Raw genomic sequence first — 26,973 nt, 5'->3', positions numbered from 1 at the left:
ACACACTGCTATCGGGAGCAAGCCCCCTCCCACATTTTTATCCTACGGTGTTACTGATAAAACACCCGGTATCCCACCTGCCCCACCGCCTCATTGATCAACTGCCCGCTCTGCCACACCGCCTTGACCTCCGGCATCCAGCCGCCGAGCGGCCGGCCGTGGTCTACGCCCAGAAAGCCCACCGGCCCGGGCACCACAGTGAAACCGGCCTTCTCAAAGCTCCACACCGAACGCGGCATGTGCCAGGCTTGAGTCACCACCACCACACGCTTGATACCTTGCGGTAATAGAATCTCAGCGCTCATCTGGGCGTTTTCCCAAGTGGTACGACTGCGCTCTTCCTTCCAGCGCACGCTGACACCGAAGTCATCCTGCATCGACACGGCCATCAGTTCAGCTTCACTGGGTGGCGTGCCGTAGTGCAAACCGCCACTGGTCAGCACTGGCAACCCGGACGCTTTCGCCAATCGCGCCGCATAACGCTCACGCTCCAAGCCAATGCCGGTGGGCTGGTCGCTGCCCCAGGCAATATCCCCACGTTCACGTCCCGAGCCCAGCACCACAATTGCATCGGCACGCTGGGCCAGGGTGGCCCAGTCTTCGCGAGCCAAAGGCGGTTCAGTCTCGAGGGCACGGGCGCCCCATTGCACCATCACCGGCAGGCTGATCAACCACATCCCACCCAGCCCCAAGGCAAAACACAAGCCAGCCAGGCGTGGGCGGCTACGGCGAAACCACCAGGCACAGGCCAACAGCAGTAAAAAAATACCGGGCGGCAACAACAATTGTTTAATGAAATAACGAAAAGGCATCGGGCATCTCCTAAGATGCCCGAAGCCTAAATGCAACGGGGTTGAGCGACAATCTTTACCAGCCTGTTTCGAGAAAGTTAACGCATGACGCTGTGCTTCACTTGCGCCGCACGGACCGGGTTTTTTCCGGCCCGCGACCGGCCGCCAGATCCTTCAGCCAGACAACCTTGGCCGAACGAGGAGGCTCTTGGATAGGCGGGGAGGCCTGTCCATGAGAGGCGCGGTGGTGATTCAACTCCAGGTAGTTCTTGATCAGTTCAAGTTCAGCCTGGCTCAAGCCTCGCAACTCCAGCTCCAGAGGCCGTTCATCACGCAATCGGCCTGCGGTTCTTGCGGCATCCAATGCCCGACCCAAACGGTCGATCAATCCCTCATACAACTGCGGTTTCGTTAAAGTTCGCTGCGATTCAACCATCCCCTCACCTCATTGAAGAAATACTTGCTCCCCACTAAACAGCGTAGCCCCCGTTGCTGCACCTGCCCGCTGCCGCGACAGACGGCCCTTGCCGCGCAATCAGGGTTTCCCTCGATAGAGTGGGGTCATGTATGCTACGGCGCTTCCTGTAACTCCACTTCCCGCAGGGTTTGGGCACGGACGCGCCGCTTCTTGGTGTCGAACAACCCGGACAGTGCACCGAAGAGGATTAGGCCACCCCTATCCAGTTCAAAAGTAGCCATGCACGAACAATATCAGCCCCGTGAAATAGAAAATGCCGCCCAAACGTTCTGGGACGAGCAGAAGTCCTTTGAAGTCAGTGAACAGCCAGGCAAGGAGACTTACTACTGCCTGTCGATGTTCCCTTACCCCAGCGGCAAGCTACACATGGGGCACGTGCGTAACTACACCATCGGCGACGTGATTTCCCGCTACCAGCGCATGCTCGGCAAGAACGTCCTGCAACCCATGGGTTGGGACGCCTTCGGCATGCCGGCGGAAAACGCCGCGATGAAAAACAACGTGGCCCCCGCCAAGTGGACCTACGAAAACATCGCCTACATGAAGACCCAGCTGCGCAGCCTGGGCCTGGCGGTGGACTGGTCCCGCGAAGTGACCACCTGCAAGCCGGACTACTACCGCTGGGAACAATGGCTATTCACTCGCCTGTTCGAAAAAGGCGTGATCTACAAAAAGAGCGGCACCGTGAACTGGGACCCGATCGACCAGACCGTACTGGCCAACGAGCAGGTCATAGACGGTCGCGGCTGGCGCTCCGGCGCGCTGATCGAAAAGCGCGAAATCCCGATGTACTACTTCAAGATCACCGCCTACGCCGATGAACTCTTGTCGAGCCTCGATGACTTGCCGGGCTGGCCTGAACAGGTCAAGACCATGCAACGCAACTGGATCGGCAAATCCAAGGGCATGGAAGTACAGTTCCCGTACAACGTCGATTCCATCGGCGAAGCCGGTGCACTCAAGGTCTTCACAACTCGTCCGGATACCCTGATGGGCGCGACCTACGTCGCAGTGGCCGCCGAACACCCGCTGGCCACCCAGGCAGCACAGAACAACCCCGAGCTGCAGGCGTTCATCGCCGAATGCAAAGGCGGCAGCGTGGCCGAAGCAGACGTCGCCACCCAGGAGAAAAAAGGCCTGCCGACCGGATTGTTCGTCGAGCACCCGCTGACGGGCGACAAACTGCCGGTCTGGGTCGCCAACTACGTGCTGATGCACTACGGCGACGGCGCCGTCATGGCGGTGCCGGCCCACGATGAGCGCGATTTCGAATTCGCCACCAAGTACAACCTGCCGATCAAGTCCGTGGTGCGCACCAGCTCGGGCGACACCAACCCTGCACCATGGCAGGACGCCTACGGCGAGCACGGCACCCTGATCAATTCCGGCGAGTTCGACGGCCTGGATTTCCAAGGCGCCTTCGACGCCATCGAAGTCGCGCTGATCAAGAAGAATCTCGGCGCCTCGCGCACCCAGTTCCGCCTGCGCGACTGGGGCATCAGCCGCCAGCGCTACTGGGGCTGCCCGATCCCGATCATCCACTGCGAGAGCTGTGGTGACGTGCCCGTACCGGAGAACCAGCTGCCGGTTGTGCTGCCGGAAGATGTCGTGCCAGATGGCGCCGGCTCGCCGTTGGCGCGCATGCCGGAGTTCTACGAGTGCAGCTGCCCGAAATGCGGCGCGCCGGCCAAGCGTGAAACCGACACCATGGACACCTTCGTCGAGTCCTCGTGGTACTACGCCCGCTACGCCTCGCCGCACTATGAAGGCGGCCTGGTGGAAAAATCCGCAGCCGACCATTGGTTGCCAGTGGACCAGTACATCGGCGGCATCGAACACGCCATTCTCCACCTGCTCTATGCGCGCTTCTTCCACAAGCTGATGCGCGACGAAGGCTTGGTGAGCTCCAATGAGCCGTTCAAGAACCTGCTGACCCAAGGCATGGTGATCGCCGAGACCTACTACCGCCGTGAAGCCAATGGTGCCTACACCTGGTTCAACCCGGCGGATGTCGAGCTCGAGCGTGACAGCAAGGCCAAAGTGATCAGTGCCAAGCTGAAATCCGACGGTCTGCCGGTGGAAATCGGTGGCACCGAGAAGATGGCCAAGTCGAAGAACAACGGTGTCGACCCGCAGTCGATGATCGACCAGTTCGGCGCCGACACCTGCCGCCTGTTCATGATGTTCGCCTCGCCGCCTGACATGAGCGCCGAATGGTCCGACTCCGGCGTCGAAGGTTCGCACCGTTTCCTCAAGCGCGTCTGGCGCCTGGCCCACGCCCATGTCAGCCAGGGCTTGCCGGGCAAGCTGGACGTCGCAGCCTTGAACGACGAGCAGAAAGCCATTCGTCGCAGCACGCACCTGGCCATCCGCCAGGCCAGCCAGGACGTAGGGCAGAACCACAAGTTCAACACCGCCATCGCCCAGGTGATGACGCTGATGAACGTGCTGGAAAAAGCCCCGCAGGCTACAGAACTTGACCGCGCGCTGATCCAGGAAGGTCTGGAAACAGTTACTCTGTTGCTCGCGCCGATCACGCCGCACATCAGCCATGAACTGTGGAGCCGTCTGGGCCACAGCGGCGCCGTAATCGATGCCGCCTGGCCAGTGCAGGATGACAGCGCCCTGGTACAGGACACGTTGCAACTGGTCATCCAGGTCAACGGTAAACTGCGCGGCCAGATCGACATGCCGGCCAGCGCCAGTCGTGAGGACGTGGAAGCCGCCGCACGCATCAACGAAAACGTGCTGCGCTTTACCGAAGGCCTGACGATCCGCAAAGTGATCGTGGTGCCCGGTAAACTGGTCAACATCGTCGCCAGCTAAATCGGATCGGGCGCGGGGCTTGGGCCCTGCGCCGAACTAAACCTTTAGGGCCTCGATACGGCCCACATGGTTTCAAGGGGAGCAACAAAATGATCAAACGCAATCTGCTGGTTATGGGCCTTGCCGTGCTATTGAGCGCTTGCGGCTTCCAGCTGCGTGGCACCGGTACCAATGAGCTGTCGCTCAAGGAACTCGACGTCAGCGCCCGCAACGCCTATGGCGACACCGTGACCCAGCTGCGCCAGACCCTGGAAAACAGCGGTGTGCACGTGTATAACGGCGCGACCTACAAACTGATCCTGACGGATGAAAAAGAAACCCAGCGCAATATCAGCTACGCCAGTGCCGGCCGTGCATCCGACGTCGAGTTGAACACTGCGCTCTACTTCGAAGTACAAGGCCGCGATAACTTGCCGCTGATGGGTGACAAGATCCAGGTGCAGAAGGTTGTCAGCCACGACGGCAACAACCTGGTGGGTTCAGACTCCGAGACCCTCCAGGTGCGCAAGGAAATGCGTCGCGAGCTGATCCAGCGCATGATGACGCGCCTGCAAATGCTGACCCCGGAAAAGCTCGCCGCCCTGCAGCAAACCGCCGACAACAAGGCCAAGGCTGATGCCGATGCCCTGAAAGCCGCGCAAGAGTATGAAGACAACACGCCGAAACAATCGCCTGTTGAAGTCCCAGTCGAGTAAGCCAGGCGGGGCGCCCCTGGCGCCCCGTTCGACCCGCCTATGAAACTTGCCCCTGCCCAACTCGCCAAGCACCTGCAAGGTGGCCTCGCGCCTGTCTATATCGTCAGCGGCGATGACCCGCTGCTGTGCCAGGAAGCGGCCGACGCGATCCGCGCCGCCGCACGTCAGCAAGGCTTCGACGAACGCCAGGTCTTCAGCGCCGACGCCAGTTTCGACTGGGGTACATTGCTGCAGGCCGGCGCCAGCATGTCGTTGTTTGCCGAAAAACGCCTGCTGGAACTGCGCCTGCCTTCGGGCAAGCCGGGCGACAAAGGCGCGGCGGCATTGATGGAATACTGCTCGCGCCCTGCCGAAGACACGATCTTGCTGGTCAGCCTGCCCAAGCTTGACGGCAGCGCCCAGAAGACCAAGTGGGGCAAGGCGCTGGTAGAAGGTCCGCAAACCCAGTTCGTCCAGATCTGGCCAGTGGACAGCAACCAGTTGCCGCAGTGGATTCGTCAGCGCCTGTCACAGTCGGGTCTGGCGGCGACACAAGATGCCGTGGAGTTGATCGCCGCCCGGGTCGAGGGCAACCTGCTTGCCGCCGCCCAGGAGATCGAAAAGCTCAAGCTGATGGCCGAAGATGGGCAGATCACTGTCGAAACCGTACAAGGCGCGGTCGCCGATAGCGCTCGCTTCGATGTGTTCGGCCTGGTGGATGCGATTCTCAACGGCGAGCCCGCCCACGCCCTGCGTATGCTCGAAGGCCTGCGTGGCGAAGGGGTGGAACCGCCCGTGATTCTCTGGGCCCTGGCTCGGGAGTTACGGGTACTGGCGAACATCGCCCTGCAATACAGCCAGGGCACCCCCCTGGACAAATGTTTCAGCCAGGCCAGGCCTCCGGTGTGGGACAAGCGCAAACCGCTGATGAGCAAAGCCCTGCAACGGCACTCGGCGCAACGCTGGGCACAACTGTTGCTGGAAGCCCAGCGCATCGACGCCCAGATCAAGGGCCAGGCCGCCGGCTCACCGTGGATGAGCCTGAGCCGTTTGTCGCTGTTGATGGCCGGCCAGCGCCTCACCCTGCCCGCTGAATAACCCACCGATCCAATTGTGGGAGGGGGCTTGCTCCCGATTGCAGTGCATCAGTCGACATTTTCAGTGGCTGACACACCGCGATCGGGAGCAAGCCCCCTCCCACATTTGACCGCGTACCTTTCCTACATGTCGTCAGGCTTTACAGCCGGGCAACTTCGGCAGATGATTTGCACCGCTCCATTCCACACCCTAGCCAGAGAACCATCATGAGCAAAAAGCCATCCAAGCATGGCCCCAACAAGGCCAAATCCATCATCGCCCAGCCCTTGTTCCGCAGCCGCCAGGAACGCGCCGGCAAGGGCAAAGGCAGCTACCGCCGCGAAGCCTTCCAGTCTAATAGCTGGGAGGCTTCTTACTTTCTGGCTGCCTGAAGGCAAGCGCCCCTCTGGCATGATAAGGTCTATACCTGATTTGTAACCCCCTGGACCTGTGCATGCCCTCTAGTCTTTCTCGTCGTTGGCACCTTCGCCAATTGATCGCTGCCTCCAGCCTCATTCTGCTCGTCGCCTGCGCGGAAAAACCTACCGCCGCGGATGCGCAACCCCTGCCCAAGCTCCAGACCGCACCGGCCATCGCGCCAGCCGTGGTTGCCCCGCTGGCAGTGGACAACCTCGACATCCAACCGACCCAGACCTTCGCCGAATGGCAGGCAGGCTTTCGTGCGCAAGCCCTGCAGGCCGGGATCACAGCCGACGTTTTCGATAACGCCTTTGCCGGCGTCACGCCCGATATGGCGGTGATCCGCGCCGATCGCAGCCAGCCGGAGTTTTCCCGCCCAGTGTGGGAATACCTCGACGGCGCCCTGTCACCGGTGCGCGTGCGTAATGGCCAAGCGCTGTTGGTCAAGTACGCCGATATCCTGCAAAGCATTGAGCAGCGCTATGGTGTCGACCGCCAGGCGCTGGTCTCGGTGTGGGGCATGGAGAGCAACTTCGGCGCGTTCCAGGGCAACAACTCGGTGATCCGCTCCCTCGCCACCCTGGCCTACGAAGGCCGTCGCCCTGCCTTTGCCCAGGCGCAACTGCTGGCAGCACTGCAGATCATCCAGCATGGCGATATTCAGGCCGACCAGATGAAAGGCTCGTGGGCCGGTGCAATGGGCCAAACCCAGTTTATCCCGACCACCTATAACACCCACGCCGTGGACTTCGACGGTGACGGTCGCCGTGATATCTGGAACAGCCCGTCCGACGCCCTCGCCTCCACTGCGCATTACCTGCAGAGCTCCGGCTGGCAGAAAGGCCAGCCTTGGGGGGTTGAGGTGCAGCCACTGCCGTCGGGCTTCGACTACAGCCTGGCCGATGGGGGCATACGCAAAACTGTTGCGCAATGGCTGCAACTGGGGATCCAACTGCCGCCAGGCGTGAGCCTGCCGGCCAATGTCGATCAGTTGTCCGCCGCGTTGCTGCTGCCAGCCGGTTACCGCGGCCCGGCATTCCTGGTACTGGATAACTTCCGCGCGATCCTCAAGTACAACAATTCGTCATCCTATGCGCTGGCGGTTGGCCTGTTGTCGGAGCGATTTGGCGGCGGCGGTGTGATTCGTGGCAGTTGGCCAAAGGATGAACTGCCGCTGAGTCGTTCCCAGCGTATGGATCTGCAGACGGCCCTCAGCGCCAAGGGTTATGACGCGGGCAACCCGGACGGGATTATCGGCGCCAATACGCGCAAGGCGATTCGTGCGGCGCAGCAGGCATTGGGCTGGCCGGCGGATGGGTATCCGACGGTGAAGTTGCTGGAATCCCTGCAAGGCCGGTAGATTGACTTATGGCGACTACCGTAATCGGGGGCAAGCCCCCTCCCACACCTGGAATGCATTCCAAAAATGTGGGGGGGCTTGCCCCCGATTGCGGTTTAGCAGACTGTAAAAAACTCAGTGGTTGAACACTACGCCCTGCTCCAGCACCAACTGCTGCTCCCCCGCATCCAGGCGCACCAAAGCGCCCATCGGCAACGTCAGGTTCGGGTCGCAATGACCACTGCGCCAGCCTGCCAGCACCGGAATGCACAGCGGTTCGAAGGTCTGCTTGAGCAACCGCTCCAGCGCGACGTTATCCACACCCGCCACGTCCCCTACCAGCACACCGGCAACCTGAGCCAGCTTGCCCGCCAGGCGCAGGTGAGTCAGCAGGCGGTCGATACGATAAAGCGGCTCGTTGACGTCCTCGATAAACAGGATGATGCCTTCGGCGTCTATCTCATACGGCGTGCCCATTATTGCGGCAATCATCGACAGATTACCGCCCAGCAAGCGCCCACAGGCAATGCCTGGTTCGATCGTGGTCAATGGATAGGCCGCAGGGTGCGCAAGCACGCTGCCGGCGCCCAGTTGACCACGCAGCAGGCTGAGCAATGAGGATTCGGTGGGTTGTTGCTTGCCGCCAAGCAGGTCGGCATTGAGCATCGGCCCGTGGAACGTTACAAAACCGGCATAACGGTTGATTGCCAGGTGCAAGGCGGTGATATCGCTGTAGCCCACGAATGGCTTGGGGTTGGCGCGCAGCAGGTCGAAGTCCAGCGCGTCGAGCAAGCGCGGCGTGCCGTAGCCGCCGCGCAGGCAAAGGATGGCATCGATGTCGGGGTTGGCGAAGGCGGCGTGCAGGTCGCGCAGGCGCACTGCATCGCTGCCGGCCAGGTAGCCGTCGCGTTCGTATACACCGGGATAAATGCGCAGGTCGTAGCCACGGGCACGCATCCATTGCCCGGCTTTTTCAACGTCCAGTGCAGCAGGGCCGGCGGGGGCGATCAGGGCGATGGTGCCTTCAGAACGAAGGGCTGGAACGGCTGGCGTCATATACAACTCTCCCTAGTCAACGCGGAACGAAATGTGGGAGGGGGCTTGCCCCCGATGGCGGTGTGACAGTCAATTCATGAAGAACTGATACACCGCTATCGGGGGCAAGCCCCCTCCCACATTGGACTTGCGGTGTTGCAAAGGCCTCTATCAGGAAACCAGGCTCGCCTTGACCAGCTTGGCCTGCTCATCGGCATGGTACGAAGAACGCACCAACGGGCCGGACGCCACGTTCTTGAAGCCCATCTTGTAACCTTCCTCGGCGAACCAGGCGAAGGTGTCCGGGTGCACGAAACGCTGCACTGGCAAGTGGCTGCGGGACGGTTGCAGGTACTGGCCAAGGGTAAGCATGTCGATGTCATGCTCGCGCATGCGCTTCATGACTTCGATGACTTCTTCGTCGGTTTCGCCCAGGCCGAGCATCAAGCCGGACTTGGTCGGAATGTGCGGCATCATCTGCTTGAATTTCTGCAGCAGGGTCAGCGACCACTGGTAGTCCGAACCCGGACGCGCAGCCTTGTACAGGCGCGGCACGGTTTCCAGGTTGTGGTTGAACACATCCGGCGGCTCGGCGGCGGTGATTTCCAGCGCGACGTCCATACGCCCACGGTAGTCCGGCACCAGGGTTTCGAGCATCACATTCGGCGACAACTTGCGGATTTCGCGGATGCAGTCGGCAAAGTGCTGGGCACCGCCGTCACGCAGGTCGTCACGGTCAACCGAGGTGATCACCACATACTTGAGTTTCAGGTCAGCGATGGCGATGGCCAGGCTTTCCGGTTCGTTGACGTCCAGAGGCTTCGGACGGCCGTGGCCGACGTCGCAGAACGGGCAACGACGGGTGCAGATGTCGCCCATGATCATGAAGGTGGCGGTGCCGCCGGAGAAGCATTCGCCCAGGTTCGGGCAGGACGCTTCTTCGCACACGCTGTGCAGCTTGTGCTTGCGCAGCAGCGCCTTGATACGGTCGACTTCCGGCGATACCGGGATGCGCACGCGGATCCAGTCGGGTTTCTTCGGCAGTTCGGTGGTCGGGATGATCTTGACCGGGATGCGTGCAACCTTCTCGGCGCCGCGCAGCTTGACGCCGGCTTCCACCTTGGCACGCGGGGCCGGGGCTGGACGCTCGGTGATGTCCAGCGTCGGGATCATGGTTTGCACTGCATCAGTAGTCATAATCAGTCGATTCCGCCCGTGAGGGTCGTCTGCTCAGCATAGTCGAGGTGTTTGACGAGCTGCGCACGCAGCCGGGCACTAACCTCGGCAAATTTAATCGGTGTGGCGTGGTCACTCAGCTGTGTCATCGCCAGCCCGGCGTAACCGCACGGGTTGATGCGCTGGAACGGCGCCAGGTCCATGTCCACGTTCAGGGCCAGGCCATGAAAGGAACAACCATGGCGAATCCGCAAGCCCAGGGAGGCGATCTTCGCGCCATCCACATACACACCGGGGGCATCGGGCTTGGCTGCGGCGCTCACGCCATAACTGGCCAACAGCTCAATCAGGCAAGCCTCCATGCGGCTGACCAGGTCGCGCACGCCAAACCCCAGCTTGCGCACGTCCAGCAATAGATAAGCGACAAGCTGACCGGGCCCATGGTAAGTCACTTGACCCCCTCGGTCGACCTGCACCACCGGAATATCACCCGGAAGTAGCAGATGCTCTGCCTTGCCGGCCTGGCCCTGGGTGAATACGGGTGGATGTTCCACCAGCCAGATTTCATCCGGGGCCGAGGTGCCGCGCTCGTTGGTAAAGCGCTGCATGGCATGCCAGACCGGCTCGTAGGCCATCCGGCCGAGCTCGCGAAAGCCCAGGACTTCTGACATCACAGCACCATGTGCACGAAGCCGGTGGCCCGAAGTTCGCTGTTGATGTTGTAGAGCTGGTCTTGATCGGTGGCAACGATGTGCAACTGGATCGTGGTGTACTTGCCGGTGGAGCTTTGACGCTCGTCCACGCGGTTGTCGTTGATCGTCGCATGCTTCCTGACGATCTCGAGAATCTTGTCCTTGCGGCCCACGCCGGTATCGCTGATCACCTTGACGGGATAATCCGTCACCGGGAATTCGATCTTTGGCGCCTTTACTTCTACGTCTTTATCGGTCATGGCAGAACAGCCTCGTAAGCGCTAAGCCGTGGCGACGGGCAAAGCCCCGCGCTGGATCAACGCGGGGCTTTGCAGGTGCACACAATCAGTTGAACAAGCCGTAGAAGAATAGACGGATGCTATCCCATACGCGGCGGAAGATACCACCTTCGTCGACCGCGTCCAGTGCGATCAGGTCGGCGCTGTGCACCACCTTGTCTTCCAGCTTGACTTCGACTTTACCGATCACATCGCCCTTGGCGATTGGCGCAACCAATTGCGGGTTCAGGGTCATGCTGGCAGCGAGCTTTTTCAGCTGGCCCTTAGGCATGGTCAGGGTCAGGTCGTCGGCCAGGCCGGCCTTGACTTGGGAGGTGGCGCCTTTCCATACCGGCGCGGTCGCAAGCTCGGCACCCTTCTGATAGAAGGTCTGGGTTTCGAAGAAGCGGAAGCCGTAGGTCAGCAGTTTCTGCGTCTCGGCCGCACGGGCCTGCTCGCTGTTGGTGCCGAATACCACGGCGATCAGGCGCTGGCCATCACGTACGGCGGACGACACCATGCAGTAGCCGGCTTCGTCGGTATGGCCGGTTTTCAGACCGTCGACGGTCTTGTCGCGCCACAGCAACAGGTTGCGGTTAGGCTGCTTGATGTTGTTCCAGAAGAATTCCTTCTGGGAGTAGATCGCATAGTGCACCGGGTCGACACGGATGATTGCGCGCGCCAGCAGCGCCATGTCGTGAGCCGACGAGTAGTGCTCAGGGTTCGGCAGGCCAGTCGGGTTCATGAAGTGGCTGTTGGTCATGCCCAGGTCGCCGGCCGTCTTGTTCATCATGTCGGCAAAGGCGTCTTCGCTGCCGGCGATATGCTCGGCCAGGGCGACACTGGCGTCGTTACCGGACTGGATGATGATGCCGTGCAGCAGGTCGCTCACGGTGACTTGCGAACCCACCTTGATGAACATCCGCGAACCGCCGGTGCGCCAGGCGTTTTCGCTGACGGTGACCGGATCGTTTTCGCCGATCTGGCCGCGACGGATTTCCAGGGTCGCGATGTAGGCAGTCATCAGCTTGGTCAGGCTCGCCGGCGGCAGGCGCTGGTCACCATTGCTCTCGACCAGCACGTTGCCACTGGCGGCATCCATGAGGACCCAGGACTTGGCGGCCAGTTGCGGGGAGGCCGGCACCATTTCAACCGCCCAGGCGGCCGGGGTGATGATCAGCGAGATAAGCAGGCACGTGCGTTTGGCTAAGGTGGTGATGTTCATCCGTCTCTCGAAATTGCTTATGGAAACTTGCCCTCGCGGGCAAAACTATTCAGACAGCCCGCTTCCAGGCTGTCACGTATTCGGTTGCCCGCTCACCCCTTGCCCCTGGGTTTTTATTGTTCACGAGCCAACAACCTGGGCTCGAGCGCGCATGCGCGCCTGAGCCATCAAACCAATACTGCTTATTCTGCGGTGACCACGCTGGGTTGCCCCAGGTTAGCCAGGCGTACGCTGTTCTGCACTTGGGCTACCTCGCTCGGCGAGCCGATCGGGCCCATGCGTACACGGTGCAAGGTTTGCTGGTTACGCACGATGGAGCTGATAAAGACTGGCGCGCTGACCATGCCGCTGAGCTTGGACCTTAACAGTTCTGCCGCATCCGGGTTGGCGAAAGCGCCGACCTGCAGGTATTGCCCGCCCGCCATCGAGGCGCCCGGTGCTGCGTGAGGGACGACGACGGTATCCGGAGCATGTTGCGCCGGCGGCGGCGTCCACTGCTCGATCTTGCCGGTCGATGCCGTCACTTGCGGTTGGGGGGTTGCCGGTTCGTTAAGCATCAACGGCGCCGGCTTGCCACGCTGGGCCCAATACTGCGCCGGGTCGATGCCCTCGACTTTCACCCGCGCAGTGCCGGTTTCGGCGTAGCCAAGCTTCTTGGCCGCAGCGTAGGACAAATCGATAATCCGGTCCGAATAGAACGGCCCACGGTCGTTGACCCGCAGGATCACCGTGCGGTTGTTGTCCAGGTTGGTTACACGCACATAGCTGGGCAGCGGCAAGGTCTTGTGGGCCGCGCTCATGCCATACAGGTCATACACTTCGCCATTGGCGGTGTTCTGCCCATGGAACTTGGTGCCGTACCAGGACGCGGTACCCGATTGCACGTAGGTCTTGGATTCCTGCAGCGGGAAGTAATTCTTGCCCAGCACGGTATAGGGGTTGGCCTTGTAGGGGCCGGTGTGCAGGGTCGGCGTGGCATCCGGGATTTTCGACACATCCACATCCCACCACGGCGCGCCGTCTTTGTGCGCGCGGTTGATGTCCAGGCCCGGTTGGGCGCGGACCACCGCACCGCCGGCCTTCTTGGCAGGCGCACGGTTAGGGCTGGTTGAGCAACTGGCGACCAGCAGGCACAACGCGGTGAACGCCACCAGCTTGAGCGGTTTTTTGAACGGCGATACCCGCATTACTTGTTGCCCCGTGCTTTGACCAGCTCGTCTGACAGCTGATGTACGGCCATGGCGTACATCACACTGCGGTTATAACGCGTGATTGCGTAGAAATTCTTCAGGCCCATCCAGTATTCCGGGCCGTTTGCGCCTTCCAGGCGGAATGCCGTCACCGGCATGTCATCGCGTGGCGCATTCTGACTCGACCAGCCCAGCGCTCGCAACTCCCCGACGGTCTTGACCGGCTCGATACCCTGGGTCAGGCCCTCATCGGCGCGCTCACCGCTGACATCGGCGCGAATTACCACCGGCTCACCGGCTACCCAGCCGTGGTGCTTGAAGTAGCTGGCTACGCTGCCAATGGCATCGTCGGGGTTGCTCCAGATGTTGATATGCCCGTCACCGTCGAAATCCACCGCATAGGCGCGAAAGCTGCTCGGCATGAACTGCGGCAAACCCATCGCACCCGCGTAGGAGCCCTTGAGGGTCAGCGGGTCGACCTGCTCTTCGCGGGCCAGCAACAGGAATTCACGCAGTTCCTTGCGGAAGAATTCGGCGCGGGGCGGGTAATCGAAGCCCAGGGTCGATAAGGCGTCGATCACCCGGTAACTGCCGGTATTGCGCCCGTAGAAGGTTTCGATGCCGATGATCGAGACGATGACCTGGGCCGGTACACCGTATTCCTGCTCGGCGCGGGCCAGCACCGCCTCGTGCTGGCGCCAGAAGTCGACGCCCCGGGCTACGCGGGCGTCGGTGAGGAACATCGGGCGATATTCCTTCCACTGCTTCACGCGCTCGGCGGGGCGGGAAATGGCGTCGAGAATCGCCTGCTTCTTCTGGGCTTCGCGGAACACGCCCATCAGTTGCTCACCGGCAAAACCGTAGTCGCGGGTCAACTCACCGACAAATTCGGCGACCTGGGGTGAACCATCGTAGTCACCGGCCTGCGCCTCTTGCGTTGCGCCCAGGAGCCCAATCAGGCCCACACAGGTCGCATGCCGAGTCGCCCAGCCGCGCATTACTTGCATTGACATCTTCACCTTATTCAAACCTGTGCGATCCATTTGCGATGCGTATGAATCGACATCAAAACCCCAAACGCTGACATCAATGTCACCAGCGAAGTTCCGCCGTAGCTAATGAATGGCAACGGCACCCCAACCACCGGCAGCAGGCCACTGACCATACCGATGTTGACGAAAACGTAAACAAAAAAAGTCATGGTCAGGCTGCCGGCAAGCAATTTGCCGAACAGCGTCTGTGCCTGGGCAGTGATCACCAGGCCACGACCAATCAACAGCAGATAGATCAGCAACAATGCGCAAATGCCTACCAGGCCGAACTCTTCGCCCATCACCGCAATGATGAAGTCGGTGTGGCTCTCGGGCAAGAAGTCCAGGTGGGACTGGGTGCCCAGTAACCAGCCCTTACCAAATACTCCGCCGGAACCGATGGCCGCCTTGGACTGGATGATGTTCCAGCCGGTGCCCAACGGGTCGCTCTCCGGGTCAAGGAAAGTCAGGATCCGTTGTTTCTGGTAGTCGTGCATAAAGAAGAACCACATGGCCACGGCCACGGGGATGGCCGCGGCCAGCACGCTGAGGATCCAGCGCCAGCGCAAGCCGCCCATGAACAGCACGAATGCGCCGCCGGCGAGAATCAGCAACGAGGTGCCGAGGTCCGGCTGGCGCACGATAAGAATGAAGGGCACGCCGATCAGGATCAGGCTGATGCCCACATGCTTGAGCTGTGGCGGCAAGGTGCGCTTGGACAGGTACCAGGCAATGGTGGCCGGCATCAGGATCTTCATGAATTCCGACGGCTGGAAGCGGATCACCCCCGGGACGTTGATCCAGCGCGTCGCGCCCATGGCGTTGTGGCCCATGACATCCACCACCACCAGCAGCAGCACGCCGGCGACATAACCCAGGGGCACCCAGCGTGCCATGAAGCGCGGCTCAAGCTGGGCGATCACCACCATCGACAACAGGCCCAGGCCGAACGAGGACGCTTGCTTGATCAGCAGGTCCCAGTTCTTGCCACTGGCCGAATACAACACGAACAGGCTACCGGCCGCCAGGGTCAGCAGGAGGATCAGCAACGGCCCATCAATGTGCATGCGTTGCAGCAACGTCGCACGGCGACGCATCACGTCCTCGCTGGAGAGGATGCGGTCAAAATTACTCTTCACGGGCCGTAACCTCGGGACTTGAAGGGGGGCCGCCATATTCGGGCTTGAGCTTGCCATCGGCGGCCAGCAGCCAGGCGTCCATGATCTGGCGCACCACAGGTGCGGCGACGCCGGAGCCGGACTCACCGTTTTCGACCATCACCGCCACCACGATCTTCGGGTCCTCGGCCGGGGCAAAGCCGACAAACAAAGCGTGGTCGCGGTGGCGCTCCTGAACCTTGGAGCGGTCATATTTCTCGCCCTGCTTGATCGCGACCACCTGGGCCGTACCACTCTTGCCGGCGATGCGGTATTGCGCGCCGGCCGCCGCCTTGCGTGCGGTGCCACGGGCGCCGTGCATCACTTGCTGCATACCATGGTTGACCTTGGCCCAGTCGGACGGGTCGCGCAGCACAATGTCGGGGATCGGGTCTTCATCCACTGGCTTTTCGCCTTCGATGGTTTTGGCCAGGTGCGGACGGTTCCAGATGCCCTTGTTCGCCACCAGTGCCGTGGCCTGGGCCAGTTGCAGCGGCGTAGCCTGCATATAGCCCTGGCCGATCCCGAGGATCAGGGTTTCACCCGGGAACCATGCCTGGCGGCGGGTCGCACGCTTCCACTCACGCGACGGCATCAGGCCGGGAGATTCTTCGAACATGTCCAGGGAGACTTTCTGACCGAGGCCGAACTTGCCCATGTAGGCAGACAGGCGATCAATCCCAAGCTTATGGGCCAGGTCGTAGAAGTAGGTGTCGTTGGAGCGCATGATCGCGGTGTCCAGGTCGACATAGCCGTCACCGGAGCGGTTCCAGTTACGGTATTTGTGGTCGTAGTTGGGCAGCATGTAGTAGCCGGGGTCATAGACGCGGCTGGAGGCCGTGACCACGCCGGAATCCAGGCCGGCAATCGCCACCGCCGGCTTGATGGTCGAACCTGGCGGATACAGGCCGCGCAGTACCCGGTTGAACAGCGGCCGGTCAATGGAATCGCGCAGCTCGGCATAGGCCTTGAAACTGATCCCGGTGACGAACAGGTTAGGGTCGAAACTCGGCTGGCTGACCATCGCCAATACTTCGCCGGTCTTCGGGTCCAGGGCCACGACCGCACCACGCCGGCCACCCAGGGCCATCTCGGCCGCTTCCTGCAGCTTGATGTCCAGGCTCAGCACGATGTCCTTGCCCGGGATCGGGTCGGTGCGCTTGAGCACGCGCAATACACGGCCACGGGCATTGGTCTCGACTTCTTCGTAACCCACCTGGCCGTGCAGTTCGGGCTCGTAGAAACGCTCGATGCCGGTCTTGCCGATATGATGGGTGCCGCTGTAATTGACCGGATCGAGGGTTTTGAGCTCTTTCTCGTTGATCCGCCCCATGTAGCCGACCGAGTGGGCAAAGTGCGGGCCTTGTGGATAGTGGCGCACCAACTGTGCCACCACTTCCACACCAGGCAGGCGGAACTGGTTCACCGCAATGCGGGCGATCTGCTCTTCGGTCAGCTCGAACAGGATCGGCACCGGCTCGAACGGCCGGCGCCCCTGCTTCATGCGTTTCTCGAAGATCACCCGGTCTTCCGGCGTCAGTTGCAGTACCTCGACGATCACATCGAGCACCTGCTGCCAGTCGCCTGAACGCTCGCGGGTCATGCTCAGGCTGAAGCTGGGGCGGTTATCCGCGACCACCACGCCATTGCGGTCGAAGATCAGCCCGCGGGTCGGTGGAATCGGCTGCACATGCACACGGTTGTTTTCCGACAGCGTGGAGTGATAGTCGTACTGGATCACCTGGAGGAAATACAGCCGCGCAATCAGCACGCCCATCAACGCCACCACCAGGATGGCACCGAACACCACCCGCGCGCGTACCAGACGTGCGTCTTTCTCGTGGTCCTTGATGCGGATCGGCTGGGTCATCGGGGGCGGCGCAGACTATTTGTGATAAGGGTGCCCGGACAGGACTGTCCAGGCGCGATACAGCTGTTCACCGATCAGGATCCTTACCAACGGGTGCGGCAATGTCAGGGCCGACAGCGACCAACGCTGATCAGCGCGGGCGCAGACTTCCGGCGCCAGACCTTCCGGGCCACCCACCATGAAATTGACCGTACGCGAATCCAGGCGCCAGCGGTCCAATTCCACCGCCAACTGCTCGGTGCTCCAAGGCTTGCCGTGCACCTCGAGGGTGACGATGCGCTCGTTGGGGCCGACCTTGGCCAGCATGGCTTCGCCTTCCTGACGGATAAAGCGCGCCACGTCGGCATTCTTGCCCCGGGTATTGAGCGGTATTTCCACCAGCTCAAGCGACAGCTCAGCGGGCAGACGCTTGGCATACTCGTGCCAGCCTTCTTCCACCCACTTGGGCATGCGTGAACCGACAGCGATCAGACGCAGGCGCACAGCCGTTCCTTATTCCTGATCTTTGTTGAGCTTGTCGAAGTGCGCGTGGCCCACTTCCGGGCTGTGGTGCTTGCCATCGGCGGCACGGCTCTGCTCAGCGCCTTTCCACAGACGCTCCAGGTCGTAGAACTGGCGGGCGTTGGAGGTCATCATATGAACGATCACGTCGTCCATGTCCAGCAGCACCCAGTCGCTGTCGCCCTTGCCTTCTTCACCCAGTGGCTTGACGCCTTGGGCTTTGACGGCTTCGCGAACCTTGTCCAGCATCGCGCCGATCTGGCGGTTGGAAGTACCGGTAGCGATGATCATGAAGTCGGTGATGCTTTGCTTGTCGCGTACGTCGAGCACCTGGATGTCCTGGGCTTTAACGTCTTCCAGGGCGGCCACGGCGACTTTCACCAGCTCTTCGCCAGCCAGTTCCGGGCCAACGTGGGCTTCAACCGGCAGCGGCGCGCTTTTGAAGGTGCCTTTGCGCTTAACTTTGCTTACGTCTTTGTTCGTCATATAAAACTCGTTTTGCTCGTATGTTCGGGCGCTTGCTGCACAACTCGTGCGTTCAAGCGCGCCTTTTCAGTTCGACGCACGGTAAAGCCCGTGCGCATCGATGTAGGCCAGGACCGCGTCAGGCACCAGGAAACGTACCGACTTCCCGCTGGCCAGCAGTTGACGGATCTGGGTGGCGGACACCGCAAGCGGGGTCTGCCAGACGAATGCAATATTCCCGTTCGGCCCGGTCAGGGCCAAGGGGTCACTTACCGACCGCGCGGCCAGCAGGTTGCGCAAAGCATCCGGCGGTTCGCTGTCGGCATCCGGGCGTTGCAAAACCAGGATGTGGCAATGCTGGAGGAGTTCCTCCCAGCGGTGCCAAGAGGGCAGGCCGCAAAATGCGTCCCAGCCCAAAAGCAGAAATAACTGGTCATCCGCGGCCAACTCGGCGCGCATCAATTCCAGGGTGTCGACAGTGTAGGACGGTTTATCGCGCTTGAGTTCGCGATCGTCCACCACCAGCGGCGCTATGCCCTCTACCGCAAGGCGCACCATTTCCAAGCGCTGTTGCGCCGACACTTGCGGCGTATCACGATGCGGCGGCCGGAAATTGGGCAGCAGCCGCACCTCGTCCAGCGCAAGGGCATCCGCGACTTCCAGGGCACTGCGCAGGTGGCCGATGTGCACGGGGTCGAAAGTACCACCGAGCAGCCCAATGCGTTTAGCCATCAACTGCGCACGTGACCGTCACCGAACACCACGTACTTCTCGCTGGTCAAGCCTTCGAGGCCAACCGGGCCGCGCGCGTGGAGCTTGTCGGTGGAGATACCGATCTCCGCCCCCAGGCCGTACTCGAAACCGTCGGCAAACCGCGTCGAGGCGTTGACCATCACCGAAGCGGAATCCACTTCGTTGAGGAAACGCCGGGCATCGCTGAAATGCTCGGAAACGATAGCGTCGGTGTGCTTGGAGCCGTACTTGTTGATGTGTTCGATGGCCTGGTCCAGGTCATCGACGATACGGATCGACAGGATCGGCGCCGTGTACTCGGTGTACCAGTCCTGCTCGCTCGCCTCGATCACGCCCGCGCCGAGCAACGCCCGGGTACGCTCGCAACCGCGCAGCTCCACGCCCTTGTCGCGGTAGATGGCAGCCAGCGGCGGCAGCACGCGCTCGGCAATGCCGGCGTGCACCAGCAGGGTTTCCATGGTGTTGCACGGGGCATAGCGGTGGGTCTTGGCGTTGTCGGCGATGCGAATCGCCTTGTCGAGGTCAGCGGCGATGTCGATATAGACGTGGCACACACCGTCCAGATGCTTGATCACCGGCACCTTGGCATCGCGGCTGACGCGCTCGATCAGGCTCTTGCCACCCCGGGGAACGATCACGTCGACGAACTCCGGCATGGTGATCAACGCACCAACGGCGGCGCGGTCGGTGGTTTCCACCACTTGCACCACTTCGGCCGGCAATTCGGCCACGGCCAGGCCTTGCTGGATGCAGGCGGCGATGGCGCGGTTGGAATTGATCGCCTCGGAACCGCCACGCAGGATGGTAGCGTTGCCGGACTTGAGGCACAGGCTCGCGGCGTCGATGGTCACGTTCGGACGCGACTCATAGATGATGCCGATCACGCCCAGAGGCACGCGCATCTTGCCGACCTGGATACCGGATGGCAGGTAGCGCATATCGCGGATTTCACCGATGGGGTCAGGCAGCTTGGCCACCTGACGCAGGCCTTCGATCATGTCGTCGATACGTGCCGGGGTCAGCGCCAGGCGATCCAGCAGAGCCGGTTCCAGGCCATTGGCACGGCCGTTGGCCAGGTCCAGCTCGTTGGCGGCGGTCAACTCGGAGCGCGAGGCATCCAGAGCATCGGCAGCCGCCAGCAGCGCACGGTTCTTCTGCGCGGTGCTCGCACGGGCGATCAACCGCGAAGCCTGACGGGCAGCGCGACCCAGGCGGGTCATGTAGTCAAGAACGGACTCAGTCATGGTCAGGGAGTCTTGGCAAAGAGGAAAGCGGCAGATTATAGCTGTGACGCAGCACGACTGACAGCGGTGAGGGGCGGATGGTCGAAATGAACTGTAAAAACCTGCGGTTCAGGCGTAATTAAGCTGGGAGTTGTTATTATTCGGTCACATTTAGCCGTAATAACCCTGAACGCCATGTCCGGTTTTACCCCTCTGCTCCCCGCCAGCGCCCTGCCCGACTGCTTCTTCGACCGCGATGCGCAACTGCTTGCGCGAGAATTACTCGGCAAAGTCATTCGCCATCGCGTCGGTGATATCTGGCTCTCGGCGCGAATTATTGAAACCGAAGCCTATTACGTGGCCGAAAAAGGCAGCCACGCCTCCCTCGGCTACACAGAAAAGCGTAAGGCTTTGTTTCTGGACGGTGGCCATATCTATATGTACTACGCCCGTGGCGGCGATTCATTGAACTTCAGTGCCCATGGCCCGGGCAATGCCGTATTGATCAAATCGGCCTACCCATGGGTCGATGAAATCTCCGGCCCGGCCAGCCTGGCCCAGATGCTGCTGAACAACCCGAACGCCGATGGCAGCCCTCGCCCGACGCAAAAACTCTGTGCCGGCCAGACCTTGCTGTGCAAGGCGCTGGGCCTGAAGGTGCCGATGTGGGACGCCAAGCGCTTTGACCAGGAGCTGCTGTATGTCGAGGACGTTGGCCAGGTACCTACGCAGATTATCCAGACCACGCGGCTGGGCATCCCCAGCGGGCGCGATGAACACCTGATGTACCGCTTCGTAGATGCTGGTTATGCGCTTTATTGCACGCGGAACCCGCTGCGCCGGGGGCAGGTCGAAGGCCGCGATTATTTCTTGATTTGAACAGGTGGACCCACGCAACACATCCAATGTGGGAGGGGGCTTGCTCCCTCCCACAGTTGATCATCAGCGTTTCAGCATATGCATTACAGAGATGGAGTGGATTGTATGGGCCAATGGCTCGATAGCATTACCGGCTGGCTGACCCTGAACCCGCAATGGCTGGCAGCGGCGGTGTTTATCGTGGCGTGCGTGGAATGCCTGGCCATCGCCGGGCTGATCGTGCCGGGCACGGTATTGCTGTTCGCGATTGCCGCGCTGGCCGGCAGCGGCGCGCTGTCCTTAAGTGAAACGCTTTTGCTGGGCTTCCTCGGCGGTTTATTGGGCGATGGGGTTTCCTACTACCTCGGCCGACATTTCCATCAGAACATCCGGCGCCTGCCTGGCCTTCGTCACCATCCTGAGTGGATGAATGGCGCGGAAACCTACTTTCACAAATACGGTATCGCCAGCCTATTGGTCGGACGGTTCATCGGCCCGCTGCGCCCCATGCTGCCAATGGTCGCTGGCATGTGCGACATGCCCTTCCCGCGCTTCGCCGCCGTGAGCATTATTGCCGCAGCGGGCTGGTCGGTGGCTTACCTGATGCCGGGCTGGGCCGCCGGCGCCGCGTTCCGCCTGCCGCTGCCGGAGGGTTTCTGGCCGGAGGCGGCAGTTATCACAGCCTGCCTGGCGGTCCTGCTGGGGCTGAGCTTGAACAGCAGCTGGCGCGGCCATCGTCGCGCCACCTTGTGGATCGGTTGCGCCAGCCTGGTCTTGTTGATTGCGCTGTTTATCGGCTACCCCCACCTCAACGACTTCGATCAGGGCCTGAGCGCACTGGTGCAGGAGCATCGCAGCCCTTGGCTGGACGAGGTCATGGTGCGGGTCACCCAACTGGGTGAGTTCAGGAAGATGTTTGTCGCAAGCGCAGTGTTCACCGGCTTGCTGCTACTGGCACGGCAATGGCGCCACGCTCTGTTTGTCGGCGCCACGCTCGCCGGCGCGGCGGTGATCAACACCGGCACCAAGCTGTTTTTCGCCCGTGGGCGCCCGGAAATCCTCACAGACCCGTTGACCAGCTTCAGCATGCCCAGCGGCCATGCCTCCGGCGCCTTTGCATTCTTCCTGGCGCTTGCGGTGCTGGCCGGCCGTGGCCAACCCACACGTCTACGCCTGACCTGGATGTTGCTGGGTTGTATTCCCGCGGCCTTCATTGCCCTGTCGCGGGTTTACCTGGGCGCCCATTGGCCCACGGATATCCTGGCCGGCACGTTGCTGGCGATGACCGTGTGCGCGTTCAGCCTCACCGTCAGCGAACACCGCAGCCCATTGCCTGCGATGTCGCAAAAAGCCTGGTGGCTGGTGTTGCCGGCCGTGGTGGCCGTACTCGGCTTTATCGCTTTTACCGGCACGCCCCACGCACTGCTCAGGTACGCCTATTGACCCTTGGCCGGGCCGATCCAGTCCACCGAAGCGCTGCGGCGCTCAACACAACGTTCGCGCCGCTCCAGTAGCATTTCATCGGCAATTTCAGCGGCGCGCTCGGCGATGTACTCCGGGCCCCGCGTTGCATCCTGCTGGAGCAATTGTGTGGTCACGCTGACAAAGTACGCGTCCCAGGCAACTTGCTCCGATGGTGTCAGACGAATCATGGTCATCCCCGATCAATTAGTGTGATCGGAAAATATTGCAGGCGGCGCAGCTGAGATGGCCGAGCAAACTCTGAAAGCTCCGTCAGATAAATCTGAATCAGGTGAACAGTTCGCCCTGCAGCTCATCCAGCAACATTTGAATCGCATCCAGGCGTTGCTGCGGGTCGTCGAATTGCAGCAGGTCGACCTTGTCGGCCTCGGTGAACGGCAATAGATAAGCCAGCTGATTGCCCAGAGCTTGCTGCCCCTCTGCGTGGCCGCCCATGTCCAGAGAGGCGACCATCGGGTGCTCGGCCAGGGCCTGGAGCAACGCAAGCAAGTCGGCGTCCTCCTCTTCAAGCGGCCGGTCCGGCAGCTCTTCCATCCATTGCACGTCGGCCACCAGCAGTTGGTCTTTCTGCACGCTGGCATCACGCACACGGAAACGCCGACCGCCTTCGACACGAATCCCCAGCAGGCCGTTTTCCTGTTGCTTGAAGTCGCGAATCAGCGCCTCACAGCCAATCAACGCGTAGCCCTCCGGCGCCATGCCGACTTCCTTGCCGTCGAGGATGCACACCACGCCGAAGCTTTCGCCCTTTTTCATGCAGCGGCTGATCATGTCCAGGTAGCGAGCCTCGAACAGTTGCAAATCGAGGGTGCAGCCAGGGAACAGCACAGTGTTGAGCGGGAACAGCGCCAGACTCATAAAGGTTTCCTTAAACCTGGATTAAACAATTACCGATACTGCCAGCGGCAGGAACACTGCCGTGGCCACGCCCATCAGGCTCATCGCCAGCGCCGCGAAGGCGCCACACTCTTCGCTTTCCTGCAGAGCCACCGAGGTGCCGACGGCGTGGGCAGTCATACCCAGCGCCATGCCGCGCGCTTCGGGGCTGTGTACGCCCAGGCGTGTCAGGTACGCCGGGCCGATCATCGCACCGACCACCCCAGTGATCAGCACAAACACCGCCGCCAAGGCCGCAACGCCACCAATCTGCTCGGCGACCAGCATGGCGATCGGCGACGTCACCGACTTGGGCGCCATGGTCATCAGCACCATATGTTCGGCTCCGAACCACCACCCCAGCCACACACACAAACCAGTGGCCAACACCCCACCTATCACCAGCGTAGTAAAAATCGGCCAGAACAATTGGCGAATCCGTCGCAGGTTGAGATAAAGCGGCACCGCCAGGGCCACTGTTGCAGGCCCGAGCAGGATGCCCATGATCTCGGTGCTCTTGCGGTATTCGGCATAGCTCAGGCCACAGGTGAGCAGCACGCCGATCACCAGCAGCATGGACACCAGCACCGGCTGCAGGAAGACCCAACGGGTATTCTCGAACCCCGCCAGCACCAGTTGATAGGCGCCCAGGGTGATGCCGATGCCGAACAGCGGGTGGTGAATGACGGCCGTCCAGGCACCCTGCCAGTCAAAGATCACTGCCCCCGCTCCTTGCGCTTGACCATTTGCTGCATCAATACGCCGATAAAGCCCATGGCGATCACCAGCGACAATACCAGCGCACCGACGATGGCCCAGAAGTCGGCGGCGATGTCCTTGGCGTATACCATCACGCCCACGGCCGGGGGCACCAGCAGCAGCGGCAGATAACGCAACAGGCTGCTGGCCGCCAGGCTCAGGGGCTCGCCGACTTCACCGCGCCAGACCAGGAAACCCAGCATCAGCAACAGGCCCACAATCGGCCCCGGCAGCACCGGCAACAGTAAATGATTGATCGCTGTGCCGATCAATTGGAACAGCACCAGCCAGGTCAGGCCACGTAACAGCATTCGCTCTCTCCCCTTCAAAGCTCGCCCGCATTATAAGCATGCCCACTCTATGCCCCGGCATTCGCCAAAAGCATGGTGGGTTGACCAGGCGGGGTGCCCATGATGATCTACATTGGTTCTCTGTAACCCATAAAAAGCCCCCATTCTCGGGCGGATAAAAACGATGAACCCAGGAGAGATGCAATGCCCTATGTACCTGTAGCGCAGCTCAAAGATTATGTCGGCAAGGAACTGGGACGTTCCGAATGGCTCACCATCGACCAGGCGCGTATCAACCTGTTCGCAGAAGCCACCGGCGATCATCAGTTCATCCACGTCGACCCGGTCAGGGCCGCCGAGACCCCATTCGGCAGCACCATCGCCCATGGTTTCCTGTCGCTGTCGCTGATGCCCAAGCTGATGGAAGACATCCTGATCATGCCCGAAGGCCTGAAGATGGCAGTCAACTACGGCCTGGACAGCGTGCGTTTTATCCAGCCGGTGAAGGTTGATTCCAAGGTGCGCCTGAACGTCACCCTCACCGATGTCACCGAGAAAAAACCGGGCCAATGGCTGTTCAAGGCCACCGCCACCCTGGAAATCGAAGGCCAGGAGAAGCCCGCCTACATTGCCGAGTCGTTGTCGCTCTGCTTCGTATAAGGCCCGGACTGTGGTGAGGCGATAAACCTTGCCACAGTGTATGTAAATTTATGTATGAATCCTGCGGCTGCGGCATACTCGGCGCTCAATTATCCGGATCCCGCTATGCGCCCACTCGTTCCCCTCGCCTTTGCCCTGTTGCTCACCGCTTGCGGAGACGGCGAATCGCTGTTGCCGCCCGATGCGCGCCTGCCCGATGGCGGTCGCTACCGGGGTGACGTGGTCAACGGCCTGTTGCAAGGCCAGGGCCGCGTGGACTACCCCAATGGCAGTTGGTACGCCGGCCAGTTCGACAAAGGGCAGTGGCACGGCAAGGGCGAATGGCACGGTAGTAATGGCGAAGTCTATAAAGGCGAGTTCCAGCAGGGTCTGTTTGATGGCCAGGGCAGCCTGACCACCGCGGGCAGCAGTTACGTCGGGGGGTTCAAAAAGGGTCGACGCAACGGCGAAGGCACCCTCAAAGAGGGGCAGATGACCTATCGGGGTGAATTCAAGGACGACCAGTACGCAGGCCTTGGCCGCCTCGAGCTGGCCGATGGCAGCCAATACCAGGGCCAGTTCGCCCACGGCAAGCCCAATGGCGAAGGCCAGCGCAATGACGACAGCGGCAATCAGTTCAGTGGCCGCTTCGTCGATGGCCAGTTGGAAGGCAATGGCACCTTCAACAGCGCCGAGGGGGATATCTATGTCGGCCAATTCAAGCAGAACCAGCTCAACGGCAAAGGCCGCTACGAAAACGCCGACGGCGACGTGTGGATCGGCCAGTTCAAGGAAGGCGCCCTCAGCGGCCAGGGTGAGTTGATCGGAGTGGATGGCAGCCACTATGTCGGGCAGTTCAGCGATTGGCGCTTTACTGGCGAAGGCCGGCTGAATCTCACCGATGGCAGTTTCTACATCGGCGGCTTCGACAGCGACAACTACCAGGGCCGCGGCACCCTCGTCCTCGCCGACGGCACCGTGCAGGGCGGCACCTGGGTCAACGGCCTGCGCGTGCGCGATGCCGATGGCAAGCTGCTGCCCGACCCACTGGAAACCGGCGTGCTGGCCCAAGGCCGCTTGCTCGATGACGTCTTGGCCGCCGTGCCACCATCGACCTCCGCCGTGGAGCTCTACACCTTGGCATTGGCGGGCGACGGCAAGCAAAGCGTGTTCCTGCGCGAAGCCGATTACGTCAGCAACATGCTCGCCACCCGCTTCGGCGCGCGCGGGCAGGTGCGCCTGGTCAACCACCGCGACCATATTACCGACCGCCCGCTGGCCACCCGCGAAAGCCTGCGACGCGCCGTGCAAACCTTGGCCGAACGTACCGGGCCGGAAGACCTGATCTTCATCTACATGACCAGCCATGGCACACACGAACACGAACTGGTGCTCGACCAACCGCGCATGGAACTGGCCGACCTGCCAGCCGATGAGCTGGCCGCGGTGCTTGCACCGCTGAAAAACCGCGACAAGATTATCGTGATCTCAGCATGCTATTCCGGAGGCTTCATACCGGCACTCAAGGATGAACGCACCCTGATCATGACCGCCTCCCGTGCAGACCGCGTGTCGTTTGGCTGCTCGGAAGAAGCGGACTTCACCTACTTCGGTGATGCCCTTTTCGCACAAGCTTTTAACCAGACGGATGATTTGCAACACGCCTTCAAACTGGCACAACTGCACGTGGCCGAACGCGAACAGGCGGACAATTTCGAAGCCTCCGAACCGCAGATCTGGGCCCCCAAAGGCGTGATCGCCCGCTGGCAATTATTACGCAAACAGCAGGCACGAAAGGCGCTCGAAAGCGTCTCAATGAATAGCAAGGAAGCCAAAGGCAACTAAGCTGTAACGTGTAACAAGGGGGA

General features: G+C 61.3%; 28 protein-coding genes. 9 read left to right on the top strand and 19 right to left on the bottom strand.

The window, feature by feature from the left end:
* Positions 1 to 50: 50 nt before the first annotated feature.
* Both ASD70_RS10510 and ASD70_RS10505 read right to left on the bottom strand, forming a co-directional pair.
* Positions 51 to 812: a YdcF family protein gene (locus ASD70_RS10510; RefSeq protein ID WP_056846381.1), complete on the bottom strand. Its 762-nt coding sequence runs from the start codon at positions 810 to 812 to the stop codon at positions 51 to 53.
* A gap of 97 nt (positions 813 to 909) precedes the next feature.
* A complete protein-coding gene (locus ASD70_RS10505; RefSeq protein WP_056846380.1) occupies positions 910 to 1,227 on the bottom strand; it encodes a hypothetical protein in 318 nt (105 codons plus the stop codon).
* 261 nt (positions 1,228 to 1,488) lie between these two features.
* Here ASD70_RS10505 and leuS point away from each other — a divergent pair, with 261 nt between their 5' ends.
* From leuS to ASD70_RS10480, 5 genes are all read left to right on the top strand, one after another.
* Positions 1,489 to 4,095 carry a leucine--tRNA ligase gene (leuS, locus tag ASD70_RS10500; protein WP_056846379.1) on the top strand — a complete coding sequence of 869 codons (2,607 nt, stop codon included), beginning with the start codon at positions 1,489 to 1,491 and terminating at the stop codon, positions 4,093 to 4,095.
* Between the two features lie 89 nt (positions 4,096 to 4,184).
* Entirely contained in the window at positions 4,185 to 4,790 is a 606-nt protein-coding gene (locus ASD70_RS10495; protein ID WP_046069680.1) for an LPS-assembly lipoprotein LptE, read from the top strand.
* Between the two features lie 39 nt (positions 4,791 to 4,829).
* On the top strand, positions 4,830 to 5,867 hold the full coding sequence (gene holA / locus ASD70_RS10490; RefSeq protein WP_056846378.1) for a DNA polymerase III subunit delta: 1,038 nt from the start codon (positions 4,830 to 4,832) through the stop codon (positions 5,865 to 5,867).
* 206 nt (positions 5,868 to 6,073) lie between these two features.
* On the top strand, positions 6,074 to 6,238 hold the full coding sequence (arfA, locus tag ASD70_RS10485) for an alternative ribosome rescue factor ArfA (RefSeq protein ID WP_003176285.1): 165 nt from the start codon (positions 6,074 to 6,076) through the stop codon (positions 6,236 to 6,238).
* A 62-nt stretch (positions 6,239 to 6,300) separates the two neighbouring features.
* Entirely contained in the window at positions 6,301 to 7,626 is a 1,326-nt protein-coding gene (locus tag ASD70_RS10480) for a lytic murein transglycosylase (RefSeq protein ID WP_046069683.1), read from the top strand.
* A gap of 114 nt (positions 7,627 to 7,740) precedes the next feature.
* Here ASD70_RS10480 and ASD70_RS10475 read toward each other — a convergent pair whose 3' ends face one another.
* The 13 genes from ASD70_RS10475 to ASD70_RS10415 all read right to left on the bottom strand — a co-directional run bounded on the left by ASD70_RS10475 (position 7,741) and on the right by ASD70_RS10415 (position 20,222).
* Entirely contained in the window at positions 7,741 to 8,661 is a 921-nt protein-coding gene (locus tag ASD70_RS10475) for a S66 peptidase family protein (RefSeq protein WP_056846377.1), read from the bottom strand.
* 150 nt (positions 8,662 to 8,811) lie between these two features.
* Complete coding sequence (lipA, locus tag ASD70_RS10470; RefSeq protein WP_057444888.1) at positions 8,812 to 9,813, bottom strand: lipoyl synthase; 1,002 nt, start codon at positions 9,811 to 9,813, stop codon at positions 8,812 to 8,814.
* Positions 9,814 to 9,839: 26 nt separating this feature from the next.
* Positions 9,840 to 10,487 (bottom strand): lipoyl(octanoyl) transferase LipB, encoded by a 648-nt coding sequence (gene lipB, locus ASD70_RS10465; protein ID WP_046069685.1) that lies wholly within the window; start codon positions 10,485 to 10,487, stop codon positions 9,840 to 9,842.
* Positions 10,487 to 10,768, bottom strand: coding sequence for a DUF493 domain-containing protein (locus tag ASD70_RS10460; protein WP_005791752.1), 282 nt, complete (start codon positions 10,766 to 10,768; stop codon positions 10,487 to 10,489). The genes lipB and ASD70_RS10460 overlap by 1 nt, the downstream gene beginning before the upstream one ends.
* A gap of 85 nt (positions 10,769 to 10,853) precedes the next feature.
* Positions 10,854 to 12,011, bottom strand: coding sequence for a D-alanyl-D-alanine carboxypeptidase family protein (locus tag ASD70_RS10455; protein ID WP_046069686.1), 1,158 nt, complete (start codon positions 12,009 to 12,011; stop codon positions 10,854 to 10,856).
* A gap of 182 nt (positions 12,012 to 12,193) precedes the next feature.
* Positions 12,194 to 13,198, bottom strand: a complete 1,005-nt coding sequence (locus ASD70_RS10450) for a septal ring lytic transglycosylase RlpA family protein (RefSeq protein ID WP_056846376.1) — start codon at positions 13,196 to 13,198, stop codon at positions 12,194 to 12,196.
* A complete protein-coding gene (gene mltB / locus ASD70_RS10445; RefSeq protein WP_046072585.1) occupies positions 13,198 to 14,208 on the bottom strand; it encodes a lytic murein transglycosylase B in 1,011 nt (336 codons plus the stop codon). The genes ASD70_RS10450 and mltB overlap by 1 nt, the downstream gene beginning before the upstream one ends.
* Positions 14,209 to 14,225: 17 nt before the next feature.
* On the bottom strand, positions 14,226 to 15,329 hold the full coding sequence (gene rodA, locus ASD70_RS10440; RefSeq protein ID WP_046072586.1) for a rod shape-determining protein RodA: 1,104 nt from the start codon (positions 15,327 to 15,329) through the stop codon (positions 14,226 to 14,228).
* A gap of 31 nt (positions 15,330 to 15,360) precedes the next feature.
* Positions 15,361 to 17,259, bottom strand: coding sequence for a penicillin-binding protein 2 (gene mrdA / locus ASD70_RS10435; protein WP_056846375.1), 1,899 nt, complete (start codon positions 17,257 to 17,259; stop codon positions 15,361 to 15,363).
* Between the two features lie 15 nt (positions 17,260 to 17,274).
* Entirely contained in the window at positions 17,275 to 17,742 is a 468-nt protein-coding gene (rlmH, locus tag ASD70_RS10430) for a 23S rRNA (pseudouridine(1915)-N(3))-methyltransferase RlmH (RefSeq protein WP_003176297.1), read from the bottom strand.
* Between the two features lie 9 nt (positions 17,743 to 17,751).
* Positions 17,752 to 18,246, bottom strand: a complete 495-nt coding sequence (rsfS, locus tag ASD70_RS10425; RefSeq protein WP_003176298.1) for a ribosome silencing factor — start codon at positions 18,244 to 18,246, stop codon at positions 17,752 to 17,754.
* A gap of 66 nt (positions 18,247 to 18,312) precedes the next feature.
* Positions 18,313 to 18,957, bottom strand: coding sequence for a nicotinate-nucleotide adenylyltransferase (gene nadD / locus ASD70_RS10420; protein WP_043047989.1), 645 nt, complete (start codon positions 18,955 to 18,957; stop codon positions 18,313 to 18,315).
* Positions 18,957 to 20,222: a glutamate-5-semialdehyde dehydrogenase gene (locus ASD70_RS10415; protein ID WP_046069689.1), complete on the bottom strand. Its 1,266-nt coding sequence runs from the start codon at positions 20,220 to 20,222 to the stop codon at positions 18,957 to 18,959. Before ASD70_RS10415 ends, nadD begins: the two co-directional genes overlap by 1 nt.
* Before the next feature lie 174 nt (positions 20,223 to 20,396).
* Here ASD70_RS10415 and ASD70_RS10410 point away from each other — a divergent pair, with 174 nt between their 5' ends.
* Both ASD70_RS10410 and ASD70_RS10405 read left to right on the top strand, forming a co-directional pair.
* Positions 20,397 to 21,080 carry a DNA-3-methyladenine glycosylase gene (locus tag ASD70_RS10410; RefSeq protein WP_056846374.1) on the top strand — a complete coding sequence of 228 codons (684 nt, stop codon included), beginning with the start codon at positions 20,397 to 20,399 and terminating at the stop codon, positions 21,078 to 21,080.
* A 105-nt stretch (positions 21,081 to 21,185) separates the two neighbouring features.
* Positions 21,186 to 22,502, top strand: a complete 1,317-nt coding sequence (locus tag ASD70_RS10405; RefSeq protein WP_046069691.1) for a bifunctional DedA family/phosphatase PAP2 family protein — start codon at positions 21,186 to 21,188, stop codon at positions 22,500 to 22,502.
* Here ASD70_RS10405 and ASD70_RS10400 read toward each other — a convergent pair.
* The 4 genes from ASD70_RS10400 to ASD70_RS10385 form a co-directional block, all read right to left on the bottom strand.
* Positions 22,496 to 22,711: a hypothetical protein gene (locus tag ASD70_RS10400; protein WP_046072587.1), complete on the bottom strand. Its 216-nt coding sequence runs from the start codon at positions 22,709 to 22,711 to the stop codon at positions 22,496 to 22,498. The two genes, ASD70_RS10405 and ASD70_RS10400, sit on opposite strands and share 7 nt — an antisense overlap.
* 97 nt (positions 22,712 to 22,808) lie before the next feature.
* The gene (locus ASD70_RS10395) at positions 22,809 to 23,399 is read right to left on the bottom strand and encodes an LON peptidase substrate-binding domain-containing protein (RefSeq protein ID WP_056846373.1); all 591 of its coding nucleotides are present in this window, start codon (positions 23,397 to 23,399) and stop codon (positions 22,809 to 22,811) included.
* Between the two features lie 21 nt (positions 23,400 to 23,420).
* Positions 23,421 to 24,137, bottom strand: a complete 717-nt coding sequence (locus ASD70_RS10390) for an LrgB family protein (protein WP_056846372.1) — start codon at positions 24,135 to 24,137, stop codon at positions 23,421 to 23,423.
* Entirely contained in the window at positions 24,134 to 24,487 is a 354-nt protein-coding gene (locus tag ASD70_RS10385) for a CidA/LrgA family protein (protein ID WP_046069694.1), read from the bottom strand. The genes ASD70_RS10390 and ASD70_RS10385 overlap by 4 nt, the downstream gene beginning before the upstream one ends.
* Before the next feature lie 183 nt (positions 24,488 to 24,670).
* Here ASD70_RS10385 and ASD70_RS10380 point away from each other — a divergent pair, with 183 nt between their 5' ends.
* Both ASD70_RS10380 and ASD70_RS10375 read left to right on the top strand, forming a co-directional pair.
* A complete protein-coding gene (locus tag ASD70_RS10380; RefSeq protein ID WP_046069695.1) occupies positions 24,671 to 25,126 on the top strand; it encodes a MaoC family dehydratase in 456 nt (151 codons plus the stop codon).
* 105 nt (positions 25,127 to 25,231) lie between these two features.
* On the top strand, positions 25,232 to 26,950 hold the full coding sequence (locus ASD70_RS10375; RefSeq protein WP_056846371.1) for a C13 family peptidase: 1,719 nt from the start codon (positions 25,232 to 25,234) through the stop codon (positions 26,948 to 26,950).
* The last annotated feature ends 23 nt before the right edge of the window (positions 26,951 to 26,973 follow it).

The sequence above is a fragment of the Pseudomonas sp. Root569 genome, from assembly GCF_001427465.1.
In the GTDB taxonomy this organism is placed as follows: Bacteria; Pseudomonadota; Gammaproteobacteria; order Pseudomonadales; family Pseudomonadaceae; genus Aquipseudomonas; species Aquipseudomonas synxantha.
Note: the sequence above shows the minus strand (reverse complement) of the source record. Positions and strands in the feature narration are given on the sequence as shown.